At 24.4% G+C, this 19,161-nt stretch carries 19 protein-coding genes; 5 read left to right on the top strand and 14 right to left on the bottom strand.

Going from position 1 to position 19,161, the window contains the following annotated elements; translation table 11 throughout:
• Positions 1–2 precede the first annotated feature (2 nt).
• From fabD to rluC, 3 genes are all read right to left on the bottom strand, one after another.
• Positions 3–932, bottom strand: a complete 930-nt coding sequence (gene fabD, locus HU701_RS01970; protein WP_178919239.1) for an ACP S-malonyltransferase — start codon at positions 930–932, stop codon at positions 3–5.
• Positions 933–1,054: 122 nt separating this feature from the next.
• Positions 1,055–1,219, bottom strand: a complete 165-nt coding sequence (gene rpmF, locus HU701_RS01965) for a 50S ribosomal protein L32 (RefSeq protein ID WP_158346451.1) — start codon at positions 1,217–1,219, stop codon at positions 1,055–1,057.
• Positions 1,220–1,274: 55 nt separating this feature from the next.
• Entirely contained in the window at positions 1,275–2,219 is a 945-nt protein-coding gene (gene rluC / locus HU701_RS01960; RefSeq protein WP_158346450.1) for a 23S rRNA pseudouridine(955/2504/2580) synthase RluC, read from the bottom strand.
• Positions 2,220–2,505: 286 nt separating this feature from the next.
• On the opposite strand from rluC, the gene rne reads away from it, so the two are divergent.
• Positions 2,506–5,202 carry a ribonuclease E gene (rne, locus tag HU701_RS01955; RefSeq protein ID WP_178919237.1) on the top strand — a complete coding sequence of 899 codons (2,697 nt, stop codon included), beginning with the start codon at positions 2,506–2,508 and terminating at the stop codon, positions 5,200–5,202.
• Between the two features lie 114 nt (positions 5,203–5,316).
• Here rne and HU701_RS01950 read toward each other — a convergent pair whose 3' ends face one another.
• The 10 genes from HU701_RS01950 to flgB all read right to left on the bottom strand — a co-directional run bounded on the left by HU701_RS01950 (position 5,317) and on the right by flgB (position 13,709).
• Entirely contained in the window at positions 5,317–6,948 is a 1,632-nt protein-coding gene (locus tag HU701_RS01950) for a FlgK family flagellar hook-associated protein (protein WP_178919235.1), read from the bottom strand.
• A gap of 21 nt (positions 6,949–6,969) precedes the next feature.
• Complete coding sequence (locus HU701_RS01945) at positions 6,970–7,284, bottom strand: rod-binding protein (protein ID WP_158346444.1); 315 nt, start codon at positions 7,282–7,284, stop codon at positions 6,970–6,972.
• Positions 7,284–8,393 carry a flagellar basal body P-ring protein FlgI gene (locus HU701_RS01940; RefSeq protein ID WP_178919233.1) on the bottom strand — a complete coding sequence of 370 codons (1,110 nt, stop codon included), beginning with the start codon at positions 8,391–8,393 and terminating at the stop codon, positions 7,284–7,286. The genes HU701_RS01945 and HU701_RS01940 overlap by 1 nt, the downstream gene beginning before the upstream one ends.
• Positions 8,394–8,575: 182 nt before the next feature.
• Complete coding sequence (locus HU701_RS01935; RefSeq protein WP_158346440.1) at positions 8,576–9,292, bottom strand: flagellar basal body L-ring protein FlgH; 717 nt, start codon at positions 9,290–9,292, stop codon at positions 8,576–8,578.
• A 71-nt stretch (positions 9,293–9,363) separates the two neighbouring features.
• Positions 9,364–10,146 carry a flagellar basal-body rod protein FlgG gene (gene flgG / locus HU701_RS01930; protein WP_158346438.1) on the bottom strand — a complete coding sequence of 261 codons (783 nt, stop codon included), beginning with the start codon at positions 10,144–10,146 and terminating at the stop codon, positions 9,364–9,366.
• Positions 10,147–10,158: 12 nt separating this feature from the next.
• Positions 10,159–10,899 carry a flagellar basal-body rod protein FlgF gene (gene flgF, locus HU701_RS01925; protein WP_158346436.1) on the bottom strand — a complete coding sequence of 247 codons (741 nt, stop codon included), beginning with the start codon at positions 10,897–10,899 and terminating at the stop codon, positions 10,159–10,161.
• A 21-nt stretch (positions 10,900–10,920) separates the two neighbouring features.
• Positions 10,921–12,135: a flagellar hook protein FlgE gene (locus HU701_RS01920; RefSeq protein ID WP_178919231.1), complete on the bottom strand. Its 1,215-nt coding sequence runs from the start codon at positions 12,133–12,135 to the stop codon at positions 10,921–10,923.
• Between the two features lie 53 nt (positions 12,136–12,188).
• The gene (locus tag HU701_RS01915) at positions 12,189–12,866 is read right to left on the bottom strand and encodes a flagellar hook assembly protein FlgD (protein ID WP_158346432.1); all 678 of its coding nucleotides are present in this window, start codon (positions 12,864–12,866) and stop codon (positions 12,189–12,191) included.
• Between the two features lie 10 nt (positions 12,867–12,876).
• Positions 12,877–13,287, bottom strand: a complete 411-nt coding sequence (gene flgC, locus HU701_RS01910; RefSeq protein WP_158346430.1) for a flagellar basal body rod protein FlgC — start codon at positions 13,285–13,287, stop codon at positions 12,877–12,879.
• A gap of 5 nt (positions 13,288–13,292) precedes the next feature.
• Entirely contained in the window at positions 13,293–13,709 is a 417-nt protein-coding gene (gene flgB, locus HU701_RS01905) for a flagellar basal body rod protein FlgB (RefSeq protein ID WP_178919229.1), read from the bottom strand.
• Positions 13,710–14,010: 301 nt separating this feature from the next.
• On the opposite strand from flgB, the gene flgA reads away from it, so the two are divergent.
• Together flgA and flgN are read left to right on the top strand one after the other, a co-directional pair.
• A complete protein-coding gene (flgA, locus tag HU701_RS01900; RefSeq protein ID WP_158346426.1) occupies positions 14,011–14,667 on the top strand; it encodes a flagellar basal body P-ring formation chaperone FlgA in 657 nt (218 codons plus the stop codon).
• Between the two features lie 53 nt (positions 14,668–14,720).
• Positions 14,721–15,122, top strand: a complete 402-nt coding sequence (gene flgN, locus HU701_RS01895) for a flagellar export chaperone FlgN (protein ID WP_178919226.1) — start codon at positions 14,721–14,723, stop codon at positions 15,120–15,122.
• Positions 15,123–15,161: 39 nt separating this feature from the next.
• Here flgN and pyrC read toward each other — a convergent pair whose 3' ends face one another.
• Positions 15,162–16,208 (bottom strand): dihydroorotase, encoded by a 1,047-nt coding sequence (pyrC, locus tag HU701_RS01890; RefSeq protein WP_178919224.1) that lies wholly within the window; start codon positions 16,206–16,208, stop codon positions 15,162–15,164.
• Positions 16,209–16,356: 148 nt separating this feature from the next.
• On the opposite strand from pyrC, the gene murJ reads away from it, so the two are divergent.
• Positions 16,357–17,910 (top strand): murein biosynthesis integral membrane protein MurJ, encoded by a 1,554-nt coding sequence (murJ, locus tag HU701_RS01885; RefSeq protein WP_178919223.1) that lies wholly within the window; start codon positions 16,357–16,359, stop codon positions 17,908–17,910.
• Positions 17,911–18,112: 202 nt separating this feature from the next.
• Positions 18,113–19,138, top strand: a complete 1,026-nt coding sequence (locus tag HU701_RS01880) for an OmpA family protein (protein ID WP_158346418.1) — start codon at positions 18,113–18,115, stop codon at positions 19,136–19,138.
• Positions 19,139–19,161 lie beyond the last annotated feature (23 nt).

Raw genomic sequence — 19,161 nt, 5'->3', positions numbered from 1 at the left:
TTTTAGTTGATTTGTTGAAAAGCATGAAAAAAACATTTTTTATTACTTGTATTAAAAGAAATTAAATTAACATTATTTTTATTTAAATTAGTTAAAATATTATTTGGTCCAACTTCTAGCATGGTAAAAATATTTTTTGATTGTATAAAGTCTATTATTTCTTTCCATCTTACAGTTTTATATACTTGTTTTACTAATGCTTTTTTAATGTTTTGACTATCATTTTCACATTTTACATCTACATTATTAATAACAGGTATTGTAGGTTTTTTAATTTTAATGTTTTTTAGTATACTTTCAATTTTTTTAGATACTGGTTTCATTAAATAGCTATGCACTGGTATGTTAAGATTGACATCAAAAATAAATTTAGCTCCATATTTTTTACAATCTAAACTCGCTTGGTATACATCCAACTTATTTCCTGAAATAATTATTTGATTATCTGAGTTGATGCTTGCAATAGAAACAGTATTAGATGTATATTTATCACAAATTTTTTTAATGATTTTTTTGTTTAAACCAATTATAGCTTTTACTAAATATGATTCATTTAAAATTATTTTTTGCATATATTTTCCGCGCAAAGAAACAATTTTTAACGCATCTGTAAACTTTAAAGCTTTAGAACAAACTAATGCAGAATATTCACCTAAACTATGGCCAGACATAAATGATGGATTTATTCCATTACATTTTCTCCAAAATTTATAAATTGCAACTGATGCAGTTAATATTGTTGGTTGTGTATATTTACTATGATTTATTTTGTCTAACGGACCTTCTCTTATCAATTTTAGTAAATTATATCCTAGACATTCTGACGCTTCTTCGAAAATATCTTGAAAAATTTTCTCTTTTTTTAAAAAACTAGATAACATATTTATATATTGGACGCCTTGTCCTGGAAATAACATAGCAAACAAGTACATTCAAATAACCTTTTTATTCAAATAAAAGATTTATTTAAACAAATAATTAAATTTTATAAATAAAATTTAATAATTCATTCTTTTATCAAACGGTATTTTTTAAATACCGTTATTATATTTTTTTAAATAACTTTTTTACCTTTATAAAATCCCTTTTGAGTGATGTGATGTCGAATATGTGTCTCTCCAGATGTTTTATCTATAGATAACGTTATTTTTTTTAAACTATCATGTGAGCGACGCATCCCTCTTTTAGAGCGAGTAGGTTTATTTTTTTGAACGGCCATATAATTTTTTCTCTGTAAATATTTTTTAATTAAAACAAATTTCTTGTTTAATATATCATACAAGATTTTGTAAAAAATTTCTAATATTCATATCTAATGGTGCTTGTATATGCAATATCTTATTGTTGTTTGGATGTACAAAATCAATCGAAATAGCATGTAATAAAAGTCTACTAGAGTTTATTTTATTTTTTATTAATTGATCTAAATTTAAATTTCCATAACGCTTATCAAATAATATTGGATGTCCTGCATATGATGTATGTGCTCTAATTTGATGTGTTCTTCCTGTTTTTGGGAAAATAGACATTAATGTGGTACAAGAATATTGTTTTTTTATTTTAAAATAAGTTTCAGAAACTTTTCCATAATTATTAATAAACATTTTTTTTTGTTTATTTTTAAAATTAATTTTTAATAAAGGTTTTGATATTTTTTGCAAATCATAAGGCCATAATCCATGTACTAATGCAATATATTCTTTTTTTATTTTTTTTTCTCTTATTTGTTGATGCATAGATATAAGAGATGTTCTTTTTTTTGCTAAAATTAATATACCTGATGTATCTCGATCAATACGATGTACAAGTTCAAGGAATTTTTCTAACGGACGAATTTTTCGAAAATATTCTATAACCCCAAAATTAATACCACTACCACCATGAACTGCAATGCCAGAAGGTTTATTAATTATTAATAAATAGTTATCTTCATAAAGTATATTATTTGATAGATTTGTTTGATAATGATGAATATTACAGTATTTTTTTTCCTCTACGAAAATCTTTATTGGAGGAACTTTTAGGTTGTCTCCAATTTTTAATTTATAATTTGGTTTAATTCTTTTTTTATTAACTCGAATCTTTCCTGTTCTAATAATACGATAAATCATGCTTTTTGGTATATTTTTAAATTTTTTTTTCAAAAAATTATCAATTCGCTGATTTATCATGTCTTCATTAATATATATAATAGATGCAGATAATATTTTATATGTCATTAAAAAAATCTCTATAATTATGTAATTTTTTTAATTTTTATTAATTATAATATAATTAAATATATAAATATATTAGTATCAATGATTGAATTGTTAATAATTTCAAATTATAAAAACTTTTATTTATTAATTTTTAAGTTATTTTTATAGTCTTTTAAAACAACTTATTTTTATATATATTTTAAATAAAAATCATAGTTAGATAATAAAATATTAATTTTTTAAAAATATATATTTCCTGTTGATACATTTACTTATTTATAAAAATAAGAGAGAAAATGTTATAATGAAAAGAATGTTAATTAACGCAACTCAGCAGGAAGAGTTGCGCGTAGCTCTTGTTGATGGTCAACGTTTATATGATCTTGATATAGAAAATTCTGGATCAGAACAAAAAAAGTCAAATATATATAAAGGAAAAATTACTCGAATAGAACCTAGTTTAGAAGCTGCTTTTGTCGATTATGGAATGGAAAAACATGGTTTTTTACCCTTAAAGGAAATTTCTAAAAAATATTTTCCAAAAAATTACAATAAAAATATTCGTTTAAATATTAAAAATATTTTGCAAGAAGGACAAGAACTTATAGTCCAAATAAATAAAGAAGAGAGAGGTACTAAGGGCGCAGCTTTAACAACTTTTGTTACCTTAGCGGGAAGTTATTTAGTTTTAATGCCTAACAGTCCAAATATTACTGGTATATCAAGAAGAATCGAAGGAAATGATCGCGTTGAATTAAAAGAATCTCTGCTATCTTTAAAATTACCTAAAAATATGGGTTTAATAATTAGAACAGCAGGAGTCGGAAAACCAACAAAATCGTTGCAATGGGATTTATCACTTAGATTAAAACACTGGGATGCAATTCAAAAAGCTTCAGAAAATAAAGCTGCACCATTTTTAATCCATCAAGAAAGCAATGTAATTTTTCGTGCTTTTAGGGATTATTTACGCCAAGATATTGGTGAAATTTTAATTGATAACCCTGAAATACTGAACGTAGCTCGAGAACATATTTCCGCTTTAGGTCGTCCTGATTTCATTAATAAAATTAAACTTTATACTGGCGATATCCCTTTATTTAGTTATTATCAAATTGAATCTCAAATAAATTCTGCTTTTCAAAGAAAAGTAAGGTTACCTTCTGGCGGTTCTATTATGGTAGACAGTACAGAAGCTTTGACAGCTATTGATATTAATTCTGCTCGCTCTACACGTGGTGTAGATATCGAATCAACCGCTTTTAACACAAATCTGGAAGCAGTTGAGGAAATTTCAAGACAATTAAGATTACGAGATTTGGGGGGGTTAATAGTAATCGATTTCATAGATATGACTCCTTTGAGTAATCAGAAAGCCATTGAAAATAAACTTCGAGAAATTGTTCGTGAAGATCGAGCGCGTGTTCAAATTGGTAATATTTCTAGATTTGGTCTTTTAGAAATGTCAAGACAAAGATTAAGTTCATCTTTAGGTGAATCTAGTCATCATATTTGTCCTAGATGCACAGGAACAGGTACCATTAGAGATAACGAATCTTTATCTTTATCAATTTTACGTTTAATTGAAGAGGAAGCATTAAAAGAAAATACATATGAAGTACATGCGATTGTTCCTATAGAAATCGCTTGTTATTTATTAAATGAAAAAAGAGATGCAGTACATGCAATTGAAAAACGACAAGCAGGTGGAAAAACAATTATTGTTCCCAATAAAAATATGAAAACTCCTCATTATCTTGTTTCTAGAATTAGAAAAGGAGAACAAATACCATCAATGAGTTATTATCTTTCTGGTGTTAAAAGTAATAAAAATTTAAAAAATAATAAAAAGGAAATGATAGATAAAAAAAATAAATCTAAACCATTTTTAAAAAATAATAAATTATTTCATTATTCTATTAATTCAAAAAATATTATTCAAAAAAGATTTTCTAAAAAAAATGTTAAAAATAACTTTTTTATTAATTTTATATCTTGGATAAAAAAATATTTTCTAATAAAAAATATTTTTATTAAAAGTGAAATATTAAAAAAAAATATTTTTCATTGTAAAAATAACATTTTTTTAAAAAAAGAAAAGAATTTTTCTACAAATGACACGAAAAGTAATATCACAATTATATCTAAAAATAATAAAATTAGAAGAAATATAGATAATAAAAAAACTTTTGAAAATGAATTTGATTTGTTAAATAAAAGACGTAATTTATCTTCTAGAAATAAGCATTTCAAAAAAAATAATTTTATTAATTACATAGAACAATTTAATTTTTTTAAATTAAATGCATATAATACAAAAAATAATGTTTTTGATAATCGCAATCAATATATCAACGTCATTAAAAATGAAAATTTTATTGTTTTACCAGCTAAACAAAAGTTTAATAGTAAAAATATTACTTCTTTGAAAAATAAATTTATCAATTTATACTCTACTAATTCTCTCCAAAAAGTTACTGGTATTGTTTTTTCATTAGAATTAGCATTAGGGAGAGTTTGGTTTAAAAATTCATTAATAAAAATAAACGCAACAAATAAAAATCATACTTTTAATACTAAAAAAAAAATAAATATCTCATCTATTTATGTAAATGATCAAATCATTAAAAAAAGTACATCGTTAAAAAAACATAATTATTTAAAAGAAAATAAAAAAAATCATTCTTATAAAATTAAAAAAATTTTTAAAAGTCCTAATATAATTCAAGAAAGAAAAAAATTACATCTATCTTTTAAGAAAAATAATGTATTAGTATCAAATCAAGAAAAAATTTTCAATAATCAAAATTTTAGAAAAGAAAAAAATAAAACACAAGCTTATGCACCTATTACCAAAATTTTTAATAGTTCATATTCCGGAATACATAGAAAAACAATAAAATCCTCAATTTTTTTAACACAATTAAATAAAAATAAGAGTGCTGCTGGAGCGCATTCTGCAACTAATTTTTCTACTTCACCTATTACTAAAACCGAATAAAACTATTTTTCTGCTTAATATTTTTAAAAAATTATTTTTTACTTAAACAATTATATATAGAAAATAAAAACTTACTTTAAAAGTAAGTTTTTATTGTGAAAATTTTTATAAATATTAACTATAACAGTCAATAATATCATTAAAAATACTTTCTGCCATTTTTAAAATTTTCACATTTGCAATATAACATTTTTGTTCGTAACTAAGATTTTGATAATCTTCATTTATATCATCAGACATTGATAATTTTTTATTATTTAATATTCTAATCATTTGACGTTTAAAAGGAACTTTTTCCTCAAGATCATTACATTTGTAAGAAATAGATTTTAAAAATTTGAGATAAGACATACCTAATGTATCTTTTTTATTTACTAATTTATCTTTGTTTAAGTTGTATATAATAATTTCATTATTTCTGTTTTGTTGATTTATGTCATTTGTTGAAGAAAATGCAAATGGAGTATTTTCTACAATTAAAAGTTCTAGCTCATCTAATGTTTTATCATATGGTTTAATCATATACATATTACCTTCATTATTGTTCCCTTCAATTTTTAATTCCATACCATCGAAAGTAAGATATACATTATTGTTATTGTGATATATTTCTGGTTCAAATGTTGTTTTATCTCGTAATCTTTGAACTGTCCAATGATTATTTTGCATATATACTATGTAATCAGTGTCTTGTGCGTTACTTGTAGATATCCATTGAATAGATGTAAAGGGATTTGATTTGTTATTTGAGCTAGATATAATTTCAGGTGTACTAATGTTAAACACTTGTTTTCCAAGGTTACCAAGCATATCATATCCTAATGTATGATTTTCATTGATACTATCAGCAAAATTGACAGTTAACTGTCCAAGCTTATTTCTAGCGTTTTTTAGTTCTTCCTTGCGAAATGAAAGGAGAGCACCTAAAGATCCACTGGGAATCATATGTTCTATTTTTTTAAGTGTTTTTTCATGATCATCCCAATATCCAACACTAATATATCTTTTATCAGTGTCAGATGTTAAAATCATTAAATTTTTCTTTTTATCATTGTTAACAAGGCACATACCACTATTTAAGCGGACTTCAAAGTTATTATTATCTTTAATTACTGTCACGCCAATAATATCATTTAGCTCATCAACTAATCGATCTCTTTCGTCGATATATTTGTAAATTCCATTAGGAACTTGTTTAACTGGAAAATAACGAATGGTTACGTTAAGATTATAAATTTTATTAATTAAGATATTTGCTTTTTTTATTTTCTCTGATATAGTATTTCTAACGTCATTTTCTATAAATGTGAGTTTTTCATTAAAATTTTTCAATCCAGTAACAACATTTTTTAAATTTTTTTCTATTTCTTCATTGAATACATTCTGATTTTTATTTGAAATATTTTCTTGAATAGAAGAAAACAATTTGTTCATTAGGTCATTAAAAATATGTATTTTTTCAATAAATAAATCTTCTAGTTTTATATATTCTTCAATTCTTGTCTGTTCATCTTGCACGCGCTCACTAGTTCTTCGTTTTTCTTCTTCAATAAAATTATTATATTCATCATATACTTTTTGTATTTTTACTCCTGCATTAGCATTAGATTCATCTATATTATTTTCTATCGAAATACGTTCTGATGAATCTCTATAACTTGGATTTAAAACTTTTTCTGATGTATTATCAATTAATATTTGAATAGCATCAATACTTGAAATAGTAGAATTCAGTATAGAACTCATATAGCCCCCCTTAAAAAATCGTTATATATATGACTTTTTTTGTTCAATTTGTTTTAAAATAATATTTGTTAGACCAATGCCTTTTTTAGTTAATTCTTTTGAAATTTGTTCATCATATATTTCAGTATATAAACGACTTTGATTATTTTCTAATAAATTTCCTTCTGTCAAGGAACATCTCATGCTTTTTAGTAACATATGAATAAAAATACCTTCAACTTGCTTAGCTGTTTCTAATGCATATTTTTTAGGGTTAGTTTTTACTTGATGTTTTAAACTATCAATTAATTTAGCACGATAGTTTGTTATGTTAAATAAAGATAAGTGATTTTCCATTAAATAATTTCCAATTTAGCGTAAAGACAACCTGCGCTTTTCATTGATTGAAGAATAGAAATTAATTCATCCGGTTTTGTTCCTAGAGAATTTAATGCTCGTATAATGTTGTTTAAACTTTCATTGTTATGTTGTTCATATTCTAAATAATTTTTACTGTTAATATTTTTTAATAAATCTGATTGGTTATTTGGCTCTGGTTTTAATAAGTTTAAATAATTGTTTTTATTAATTGTTTTATTAATTATTACAGACAAATTTTTATGCGCAACAATACATGTCCCTAATCTTACTTCTTTATTCATTACAACTGAACCCGTTCTAGGATTAACTATTACTTTAGCTTCTTGTGATGGTATAGAGATATCTATATCTTGAATATTAGAGAGCATATGAACTTGTATTGTATTATTCGGATACGTATTTAATTGTACTGTTTTAGAATTTATAGCTATAGCTGTATCTGGATACTTTATGTTAATCATATCACTTATTTTTTGTGCAATGCTAAAATCTTCTTGATTTAACTGCAGATTAATTATTTTTTTTCTACCAAAATCAGTATTTATTTCTTTTTCAATAGTCGCTCCATGATTAATTCTTCCTGAATTTACTTGATTAAATATAATATAATTATTTCTTTTTTGAGAATTAATTTTTTCAGATACTAATATGTTGCCTTGAGCAATCGCGTAAATTTGATTATCAGCGCCTTTTAATGGAGTCATTAATAGAGTTCCTCCTTTAAGACTTTTTGCATTACCCATAGAAGAAACTACTACATCTATTTTTTCTCCTGTGTGACTAAAGGGAGGTAATTTTGCTGTAACTATTACAGCTGCTACATTTTTTAAATGCATATTAGTATCTGGGGGTATAGTCACGCCCAATTGAGAAAGCATATTGTATAATGATTGATTAGTAAATGGAGCTTGCGTTGACTGGTCACCTGTTCCATCTAATCCAACGATTAAACCGTAACCAATGAGTTGATTTTCTCTTATGCCTTCAATGCTAGTTAAATCACGTATTTTTTCAGCATAAGCAAAAGAATAAAAACTTATTAAAATACAAATAATAAATTTTAATAACGATATGATCTTAAACATAAAATACCTTATACATTTATTTTATTGATTTCATTTTTTTAATATATATTATATACAAAATATACAATATGTCATTTATGAATAATTTTAATTTCATAAAAAATCTTTACTCATAAAGGATTTTTTGATCCTTTATGAGTTTAAATGATACTAAGAATTTTATTTTTTTTTAATTTTTAATATTAAATCGGAGAAATTTTTAATAATAATCGTTGTAACCAACCCATTTTCTGAGTTTCATTAATACGACTATTACTTACATATTCAATGCGTGTATCCGCAATTTGAGTCGAAGCAACTAAATTGTTTTTGTTAATATTATGAGGGTTTACTACCCCTGAAAACCGAATAAATTCTATTCCTTCATTAATAGCAACTTGTTTTTCTCCAACTACTTGTAAATTCCCGTTCGGTAGTACTCTTTTTACAGTCACAGTGATAAGTCCTGTGAATGTATTTTCAGCTGAATGACTACCTTTTCCGTAAAAGTCATTTTTTCCTATGCTATCAAATCCTGTTTTACTTTCATTAATATTAAATCCTAATATAGGATTTAATTGTCCTGGTGTGATTGTCATGCCTAAATTAGCTGTGCCATTGCGAGTTATATTAGAAGATGAGCTATTACTCGCGCTGATGTTTTCTTGTAATACAACAGTAATTATATCTCCGATATTATGAGATCGATGATCCTCAAATAGGGGTTGATATCCATAGTTAATAGGTGTAGTTTCTTGAAATATTGATCCATTTGTAGTTTTAGGAAAAACATTTGGAGCTATAGAAGTAGTAATTCCCTTAACTAAAGGTTGGTGTTCAATAGACGAACAACTTTGAATAACTAATAAAACAAGAAAAGTTAAATAATATTTAATTGTATAAATAAATAACTTTACCACGGAAAAATAATCCTTAATAAAAAAATTTTAATATATAAATGTTAAATTTATTTTAGTATTAAAATCAATTTTTATAGTTGAGATAATTTTTGTAACATTTGATCTGAAGTATTTATAGATTTACTGTTAATTTCGTAGGCTCGTTGAGTTTGAATCATATTGACTAATTCCTCAGCAACATTAACATTTGATGTTTCAACATATCCTTGGTATAACAAACCTGTTCCATTTAAACCTGGTGTAGTATCTATTGGGCTACCAGATGCTTGTGTTTCTTGGTATAAGTTTTCTCCTAGACTTTCTAATCCAGAGTCATTAATAAAATTAGTCAAGTTTAATTGACCAATAGAAATTGGTTGTGTTTGACCTTGTATAGTAACACTAACAATACCATCTCTTGCTATATTAATATTTGTAGAATTAGGAGGGATGTTTATTTCAGGTACTACTGCAAATCCACTATTAGTTACTAGTTGACCGTTTTGATCTAATTGAAATGATCCATCTCTTGTATATGCTATATTACCATCTGGTAGTTGTACTTGAAAAAAACCCGGACCATTAATAGCTACATCTTTAGAGGAGTCTGTTTTAGATAAATTTCCTTGGCTGTGAATTCTTTCAGTAGCTACAGGTCTTACTCCTGTCCCTATTTGTAATCCAGAAGGTAAAGTGGTATCAATAGAGGAATTTGTTCCTGCTTGTCGTATAGTTTGATACATTAAATCTTCAAAAACTGCTCTAGATCTTTTAAATCCATTGGTACTAACATTTGCTAAGTTATTTGAAATTACATTCATATTAATTTGTTGTGCATCAAGACCTGTTTTAGAAATCCATAAAGAAGGAATCATATTTTTATCCTTTTAATTATTTACATTAAATAGTTGATTGGCACGTTCTATGTTTTGATCATACATTGATATCATTTTCATATTCATTTCAAATTGTCGAGCATTTGATATCATATCTACTATATTTTTAGTTGGATTAACATTGCTATTTTCTAACATTTCTGATTGCACACGAACAGTATTATCATGTAGTACTTTTAAGTTTTCATTCAATTTGTTCTTTTTTAAGTAAAATAATCCATTATCTTTTTGAATAAGATCATTTTTTTTGAAACGTACTAATTTTAATGATCCTATTGTTTTTTCAGAAATGCTATTTTGCTTATCTTCTATTTCTTTAATAGTTCCATTAGATAAAATTTTTATATTTATATGACTTGGTATTTTTATATCTCCTTGGTTTCCAACTACTTTATAATTTTGAATAGTAAGTTTTCCTTGTGCATTTATTTGTAAGTGTCCGTTTTTTGTATATGCGTCTTTTCCATTTGAATCTTTGATTACCAACCAGCCATTATTTTTAACAACTAAATCAAGCTTTCTTTTTGTGTGAGTTATTACACCTTCTGAAAAATTATAGTATTTTTTTGTTTGAGTTTTATATACATTATTTATGTTCTTATCTTGTATAAAAACATTAAATGCTTCTTTAAAACCATTAGTAGATATATTTGCTAAATTATTTGCAATAATATTTTGATTTTCTAACAATTGAACAGCTGCTTTCATTGATTGATAAATTGTGTTATCCATTAAAACACCTAATTTTTAAAATTATCTTAAATTTATTAATGTGTTAATTATTTTATCTTCTGTTTTAAAAGCTTGTGCACTAGATTGATAATTACGCTGTGCTACAATCATATTAATTAGTTCTTTATTTAAATTAACATTAGATGATTCTAAAGTTTTCGAAATTATCGTTCCGAATCCCCTATCTCCTGCTATTCCAATATTTTCATTACCAGCTTCTTGAGTTGCAGACCAAACATTTCCACTTTCAGGCTTGAGTTTTTCCGGATTAACAAATTTAGATAAAAATATTTGTCCAATTTTTTCTACTTTTTGATTTGTATATTGACCTATAATTTCACCATTATTTAAGATCTCGAAAGATGTTAAATGACCTTCTGGATATCCATCTTGAGAAAGCTGTATTGTATTATTACCATCATTTGATTTTTTTAATGTACACTCTAGATTTAAAGTTAGGTTTTTAAATTTTTTTGATTTGATCTGTATATTTGAATCAGAATTTAATTTACCTTCGGAGTCAAATTTTAAATGAATAGTATCATCAATTTTTTCATCATTTAAATTATTAATATCATTTGACTCAATTTTAATAGTCCATTCGTTTTCATCTTTATTAATAAAAATATTTATGTTTTCAGCTTGTCCATTTTTATCATATACAGTAATATTATTTATTTCTGAATTTGATATATCATCATTAGAACCTGTAATAGTATTAGTCGACGGATGATTATTCTCGACTAAATCTGCATGCAATTTAATTATATTTGTTTGCTTAGATTTAAGAATGTCAGATTTTTTTAAATTAATAGGTTCTAATTTAGATATATTATTTAAATTGTTTTTCAAGTCAAATTGGTTTTGACCAGTTAAATACATTCCATCCATATTGATAATATTTTTATCTTTGTCCAATAAAAATTGTCCATTTCGTGTATAATATACGTAACCTTTAGAGTTCAGTACTCTGAAAAAACCATCTTGTACAATACCTAAGTCTAAATCTCTTCCTGTTTGCATTAATATTCCGTTACTAAAATTTTGTCTCATATTGGAAACTCCAACACCAGAACCGATAACTTTGTTAGAGCAAAATGAGCTAGATACTATATCAAAAAAAGAAAGAGTACTAGATTTAAAACCAATAGTAGAAGCATTTGCTATATTATTCGATACAACATCTATATTATTACTGTTGGCCATTAATCCACCAATAGCTTCCATCGTTGACATAATTTATTCCTTAAATAATTAATCTTAAAATTTTTTAAATACATAAAAATATTTTATTTAAAAATTTTACGAATTTTTGATAATGTTGTGGTGCCCATTGCTCCTAAATCTATTATAGGATCTCTAGAAGAAGTAATAATACTATGTACTAATGCTTCGCATAAAATTTCTACAGGAATATCTTTTTCTTTATTTTTAGCTATTATATTGACATTATATTTTCCAGTAGGAACAGTTTTTTTGTCTAAATCTAAACCATCCCACGTAAAACTATATATTCCAGGTTTTGCATCTTTTATTGTTTTTACATGCAACACTTTACCGTTTCCATCTAATATTTTTATTTCAGCTGACGTTGCATAACCAATTAAATCTATTCCAAATTCTGTATTCATATTTTCAGTATGAACAATTTGTGAGCTAGGTATCATCACTCGATGACCAATTAATGAAGATATTTGAATATTTTGATTTTGATTTATTTTATCAGAAAATTTTCCTACAGTATTATTTAATCTTTCAATTCCAGTGGCTGTATTAATTTGAGCTAACTGCGATGTTAACTCAGTATTTTTAATAGGATCAGTAGGATCTTGGTTTTTAATTTGAGCAATTAACAAGCTTAAAAAATTATTTTGTAGATCCAATGGATTAGTAGCATTATTAAAATCACTAGTAGTTTTATCATTAACGTTGTTATTGATAGAAGAATTTACATTAATATTGTTCATTCCTTCTTCCTTATTCTCCAATAGATAATGTTTTTAATATCATGTTTTTAGCAGTTTTTAAAACTTCTATATTCGCTTGATAAGACCGTGAAGCAGTAATATGATCTATTGTTTCTGTAATAGGATTAATATTAGATTTTAGAACATATCCATTTGAGTTAGAAAGCGGATGGTTAGGATCGTATATCATTTGTATTGGATTTTTATCGTTTATTATTGAAGCTACCTTAACTCCTTTTGCTCCTTTTTGATTTAAATTAAACGGTTTAAAAATAACTCTTTTTGCAATATATGGATAATATTTTCCATTTTTATATATTACGCTATCTGCATTTGCTAAATTTGTAGCAATAACATTTATTTTTTCTGATTGCGCAGTTATAGCTGAACCTGCAATATTAAGTATAGTAAATAAAGACATATTTTTTATCCTTTTAATACATGCATCATATTTCTAATTTCATTTTTTATGAATGTTAAATTTTCTTCGTATTTTAAAGTGTTTTTTAGAAATTCGACACGCTCTCGATTCATATCTACTGTATTACCATTAATTTTAATATTTTTAGTTTTAATAGGTTTAACTGAAAATAAAGAAACGCTATTTCTTTTTAGTTTTTGTGTTAAATGTTTTTCTGAAGTTTTTTTTAGTGTAATTTTTAAAGAATGATTTTTTTTTTCTTTTAATATTTTTTCGAAAGCATCTTTAAAGTTAATATCCATTGCTTGATATTTTGGTGTTTCAGAATTGGCTATATTTGATGATAAAATTTCACTTCTTGTAGCATATAAATTTAATAAATTTTGATTTAAATTAAACATGTTATTTATTTTTTCAAACATATTTATACCTTTTTATTTTTTATTCATTTAATAATGTTATTACATTATATTTTATAAAATTAAAACAATATTGAAAATATATTTTTAACTATTCTTAGTTAATTTAGAAAAGTTTATTTTTCAAATATAATTATATTATAAATTTTTAAAAAATTTAAATTTAAAATAGAATTATGTTGAATTTTTTTTGTTAAATCTTTTTAGGTTAAAATAAAATTTATAAAAATTTTTTAATAAATTATATCTATTAATTTATCTTAATAAATCAAGTTTTAATTTTTATCAATTAATAAGGAAACAAATGAAATTATTAAAATTTTTTTTTATTTTATTGTTTTTTCTGTCTTTTGAAATTAATGCTAATGATTTAACAAATCATTTAAATGAATTTTTTAAACAAGAATATTCTCTTGATACAAAAAATTTTAAAATATTATTACATGCACCTCTAGAAAAAAATAAAATTTGTAAAAAACAACATTTTTTATTATCACATCATTTTCACAGCGTTGGACTATTTGATATTTTATACATTTGTGGGCGTCAACATCAATTTTTAAAATTAGAATTACAAATTCAAGGGCAGTACATTATAGCAAAGAAAAAAATTTTTCGAGGTACAAAAATAAGCGCATCAGATCTAAAATCTATAACAGGACGTTTAGATAAGTTACCTAATGGCACTTATTTTAATAAACAAGATGTTATCAATAGAGTAAATGTACGAGATATTCTTCCTTTTCAACCTATTACATCTTTTATGACGCGCGCTTTTTGGATAGTCACATCAAATAAAGAGGTTACTATCAAATTTAAAGGAAATAATTTTGAAATTATTACCACTGGAAAAGCACTCGATAATGGCGGTGCTAAAGAAAAAATACGTGTACAAATTAAAAGTGGGAAAATTATTACTGGAATAATTAATAATGATGGACAAGTAATAGTTGTTTTATAGATTTAATAATATTATCATTGTCAATGATATTAATTAAGAAATAGACAGAAAATATGAAAAAATTAATCGATATTATTAAAAAAATAGATAATATATTATTTCTATTAGATAAAGTTATGAATCAAGAATATATAAATTTATTGAATTCAAAAAGTGATATGAAAGAATTGTATTTTATCATAGAAAAAAAGCATGCTTTATTAAACCAATTAGATTGCGCAAAAAAAACACAGATATCTCTTGAAAAAAAGTATAACACTATTTTTTCTGCTTTAAAAATTGATGAACTAAATTATTATTCAAATAAAATAAAAGATAAATGTGTATCTTTAAAAAAAATAAACCTTAAAAACAAAAAATTAATAAAACATAAATTTTACTTAAATCAAAAATTTTTAAATTTTTATAAATCTTTTAATAATAATACTATTTACGACATTAATGGAAAACTATAAAATTAATATCGCTAAAGTTCAAAAATATAACAGTAATATTTAAAGAATAGACCATTTCAATGTTTCACCAGATAAAAAAGGTAAGATAGAATCTTTTCCAAGATTTATTTTTTTTAAAATTTTACAAGGTTTTTTTATTAATGTGATAGTGTTTTGATTAATTGGTAAATTATAGAAATTAGGACCATTTTTTGAACAAAAAGATTCAAAATATTTTAATGCTTTCATTTCTTCAAAAATAGTAATATAGCATAATAAAGATGATGGAGCATTAAATATTCCTGCACATCCAAATAGACTAATTTTATTTCTGTAAATATGTGGAGCGCTATCGCTTCCTAAAAAAAAATTCATACTACCATTAGATATAGCTTGTCTTAAAGCGTTTTGATGTTTTTTTCTCTTTAAAATAGGTAAACAATATAGATTAGGTTGAATTCCGTTGATAAACATGTTATTTCTATTTAACATTAAATGATGCGGTGTTATAGTACCTGCTAAATATAAAGGATTGCTTTCTTCAATATAAGCAACAGCTTCTTTAGTAGTAATATGTTCTAATACTATTTTTAATTCTGGAAATTTTTTACGTAATGGTATTAGCGTGGTTTCAAGAAAATTTGCTTCTCTATCATAAATATCAACATCAACATTATTATCTTCAGCATGGATTAATAACGGCATTTTTATTTTTTGCATTAATTCCAATATATGAAAAATTTCACTGATTTTATTTATACCTGTTTCTGAATTTGTTGTACATTTATTCGGGTATAATTTTGCTCCTATAAATATTTTTTGTAAGAAACCATATTTTAATTCTTTTAAAGAAGTCTCTTTTGTTAAATAGCAAGTCATTAATGGTTCAAATTGAGTATGATTGATTTGCGTTGCTTGTAAAATTCTATGTTTGTATGCAATGGCTCTCTTACAATTTGTAATCGGTTTATTAAGATTAGGCATGATTATTGCGCGTTGATAAAACATTTCAGTATATCTTAGAACCTTTTTTAAAATCTTCTTGTCTCTAAGATGAACGTGCCAATCATCAGGTTTAATTATTTTTATTTTCTTTAAAGAAGACATTGTTTTGAAATTTATTTTAAGTAATAAATTTTTTTAGAGATAATTTTCTTTTATAACATGTTAAGTATTTTATGAGCAAGAAAATTTTATTGAAATTTTAATAAAACATTCTTAAACGTGATATTTAACTTGTTTAGGTTAGTTTAATATGAATCTTTTGAAATCTTTATTTTCTCTGAGTTTTATGACATTAATTTCACGTATATTAGGTTTTTTTAGGGATCTTATAATTGCTCGTATTTTTGGTGTTTCTATTTATACTGATGCTTTTTTTATAGCTTTTAAAATTCCTAATTTATTACGTCGATTATTTTTTGAGGGTGCTTTTTCACAATCTTTTACTCCTATTTTAATAGATTATAAATCAAATAAAAAAATGCATCATATAAAAGATTTTGTTGCATGTTTATTAGGTTTTATTATTTGTGCTTTATCTATCATAGTAATATTGGGAATAATATTTTCTGATTATTTGATTAAGTTCACTGCACCAGGTTTTTCTGATTGTTTAAAAAAATTTCAAGTATCCTCTACTTTATTAGAAATTATGTTTCCTTATGTTTTATTAATTTCTTTATCATCGTTATATTCTTCTATTTTGAATAGTTGGAATTACTTTGCTGTTCCTGCTATTTCACCTATTTTTCTCAATATTACTATGATTATTTGTTCTATTTTTTTGAATAATTTTTTTACACCGCCAATTTTAATATTAGCTTGGTCCGTTATTATAGGTGGATTTATTCAATTAATATATCAGTTTCCATATTTATTAAAAATAAATATGCTAATGATGCCGAAATTTAATTTTAAAAATATTGGTCTTTTAAAAGTTTTAAAAAAAATAGGACCATGTCTTATTGGTGCTTCGGCAAATCAAATTTCTTTAATTTTTAACACTATTTTCATTTCTTTGTTGAATTCAGGTTCTATATCCTGGATGTATTATGCTGATAGATTAATTGAATTTCCAATAGGCATGTTAGGTACTTCTTTGAGTACAATTTTATTTACATCGCTATCGAAAAGTTATTCTAAACATAAACTAGAAGATTATAAAAAATTACTTCATTGGGGTTTTAGAATAGCCTTAATTTTATCGTTACCCACTTCTATTATGTTGTTTATTCTTGCGAAACCATTAGTTGTAATATTATTTCAATATGGAAAATTTACAGATTTCGATGTTTTAATGACACAAAGAGCATTAAAATTATATTCTATTGGTTTGATTGCGTTAGTTTTAGTCAAAATTCTATCTTCAGCTTTTTATGCATCTCAAGAAATAAATTTTCCAACGCGAGTTGCACTATTCACTTTATCTATGACGCAAATATTAAATCCATGTTTAATTTATTATTTACAACATGCAGGTTTAGCTTTATCTTTTAGTATATTTGGATGGATAAATTTTTCTATATTATATTGGAAACTATATCAAAAAAAGTTAATTTCTTTTAATATTAATGAATTAATTTTTATTTTTCGTTTATTAATTTCGGCGTTTTCTATGATATTTTTTTTAATTTTTATGTTATATTTTATACCTCTATATAATGTCAGTTCTTTTTTTACTAAAATAATACGTCTATTTACAATATTATTTTTTTCTGGAATGATTTATTTAACTTGTCTACATTTTTTAGGTGTATCCTTTTTGTATAATCTTAATAATAACAAAAAAAATAAAATTATTAATTAAGACCTATATGTATATTTTCGATAACTGTTAATTTCGTTAGTTAGATATATATAAATATTATATAAATAATATAAATATATTCACTTATTTTATTAATATAATATTTATTATATAATAGACTGTATTATAATTTTTTATAAAATAATTCAGATTTCTAAATTTTTTTATTTATTGGCAATTTACCTCAAAATGGAGTTTTCAAATGAAAAAAAGAGCTCTTACTATTCTAATTTTATTAGTAAGCTTAGTCAGTAATGTTCAATCAAAAAGTAACGATGGATGGTACTTAGGTACTAAAATTGGATGGTCAAATTTTCATCTTTTACACCATAAAAAAAACCTAGATTTAAAGCATAATAGCAGTACAAACTCTCCTGTCTTTGGATTATTTCTGGGGTATGAATTTAATCCATATTTTGGTTTAGAAATAGAAAATAATACAACTGGATTTTCTCCTCATCTGATGTTTCAAAAATCAAAGGAACGTCTGCAAGACAATAATGTGCAAATTTCAACAAAATTATCCTATCCTATTACAGATGATTTTCGATTATATACGCGCTTAGGAGGAATGATGTTTTGGGAAAATTTAGTTTCTAAAGAAGACTTGAAAAAAACTTTTACTAAAAGTAGTTGTTTATTTCCTAGTTTATCTTTGGGTGCTGAATACATTTTTAATGATGAGTTTATTACTAGATTTGATTATACATGGAAAAGTAGCGTTGAAAACATAATAAATTTATCAAAACCTACTTTGGGAGATGCAGTTGTTTCTTTTGCATGGAAATTTGGAAAGTCTAAAATTAATGATATGTTTACACCATACTCACCAGAAATGTCCAATCAACAATATGTTGCACTGAATGAAAATATTAATTTTCCTTTCAATAGCACAGAATTGCGGCCTGTTTCATATGATAAATTAAGAAAGATAAATAATGAAATAAATAATATTAAATCGAAAAAAATTTATATTACACTATCAGGTCATACAGATAGAATAGGAAACAAAGAATATAATCAGAAGTTATCTGAAGATCGCGCATATAGTATTAAAAATTATTTTATTTCTCATGGAATATCTGAAAATCAAATTAATATTCAAGGAATGGGAAATCAGTATCCTTTAACTGATCAGGTATGTAAAGATATAGAAAGTCGGCCTTTGTTAATTAGTTGTTTAGCTCCTGATCGTCGTGTAGAAATTGAAGTTTCTGCTGATCAGTAATTTTTTTGAGGATAAAAATTTTA

Origin of the sequence: Buchnera aphidicola (Aphis gossypii) (assembly GCF_013394915.1) — a bacterium.
In the GTDB taxonomy this organism is placed as follows: Bacteria; Pseudomonadota; Gammaproteobacteria; order Enterobacterales; family Enterobacteriaceae; genus Buchnera; species Buchnera aphidicola_AZ.
The sequence above is the reverse complement of the archived record's forward strand: the minus strand, read 5'-3'. Positions and strand labels throughout refer to the sequence as shown.

Bases quoted from the DNA above. Each gene is read 5' to 3' on its own strand.
- fabD (WP_178919239.1), bottom strand. From the start codon at position 932: ATGTACTTGTTTGCTATGTTATTTCCAGGACAAGGCGTCCAATATATA.
- rpmF (WP_158346451.1), bottom strand. From the start codon at position 1,219: ATGGCCGTTCAAAAAAATAAACCTACTCGCTCTAAAAGAGGGATGCGT.
- rluC (WP_158346450.1), bottom strand. From the start codon at position 2,219: ATGACATATAAAATATTATCTGCATCTATTATATATATTAATGAAGAC.
- rne (WP_178919237.1), top strand. From the start codon at position 2,506: ATGAAAAGAATGTTAATTAACGCAACTCAGCAGGAAGAGTTGCGCGTA.
- HU701_RS01950 (WP_178919235.1), bottom strand. From the start codon at position 6,948: ATGAGTTCTATACTGAATTCTACTATTTCAAGTATTGATGCTATTCAA.
- HU701_RS01945 (WP_158346444.1), bottom strand. From the start codon at position 7,284: ATGGAAAATCACTTATCTTTATTTAACATAACAAACTATCGTGCTAAA.
- HU701_RS01940 (WP_178919233.1), bottom strand. From the start codon at position 8,393: ATGTTTAAGATCATATCGTTATTAAAATTTATTATTTGTATTTTAATA.
- flgG (WP_158346438.1), bottom strand. From the start codon at position 10,146: ATGATTCCTTCTTTATGGATTTCTAAAACAGGTCTTGATGCACAACAA.
- flgF (WP_158346436.1), bottom strand. From the start codon at position 10,899: ATGGATAACACAATTTATCAATCAATGAAAGCAGCTGTTCAATTGTTA.
- HU701_RS01920 (WP_178919231.1), bottom strand. From the start codon at position 12,135: ATGTCAACGATGGAAGCTATTGGTGGATTAATGGCCAACAGTAATAAT.
- HU701_RS01915 (WP_158346432.1), bottom strand. From the start codon at position 12,866: ATGAACAATATTAATGTAAATTCTTCTATCAATAACAACGTTAATGAT.
- flgC (WP_158346430.1), bottom strand. From the start codon at position 13,287: ATGTCTTTATTTACTATACTTAATATTGCAGGTTCAGCTATAACTGCG.
- flgB (WP_178919229.1), bottom strand. From the start codon at position 13,709: ATGTTTGAAAAAATAAATAACATGTTTAATTTAAATCAAAATTTATTA.
- flgA (WP_158346426.1), top strand. From the start codon at position 14,011: ATGAAATTATTAAAATTTTTTTTTATTTTATTGTTTTTTCTGTCTTTT.
- flgN (WP_178919226.1), top strand. From the start codon at position 14,721: ATGAAAAAATTAATCGATATTATTAAAAAAATAGATAATATATTATTT.
- pyrC (WP_178919224.1), bottom strand. From the start codon at position 16,208: ATGTCTTCTTTAAAGAAAATAAAAATAATTAAACCTGATGATTGGCAC.
- murJ (WP_178919223.1), top strand. From the start codon at position 16,357: ATGAATCTTTTGAAATCTTTATTTTCTCTGAGTTTTATGACATTAATT.
- HU701_RS01880 (WP_158346418.1), top strand. From the start codon at position 18,113: ATGAAAAAAAGAGCTCTTACTATTCTAATTTTATTAGTAAGCTTAGTC.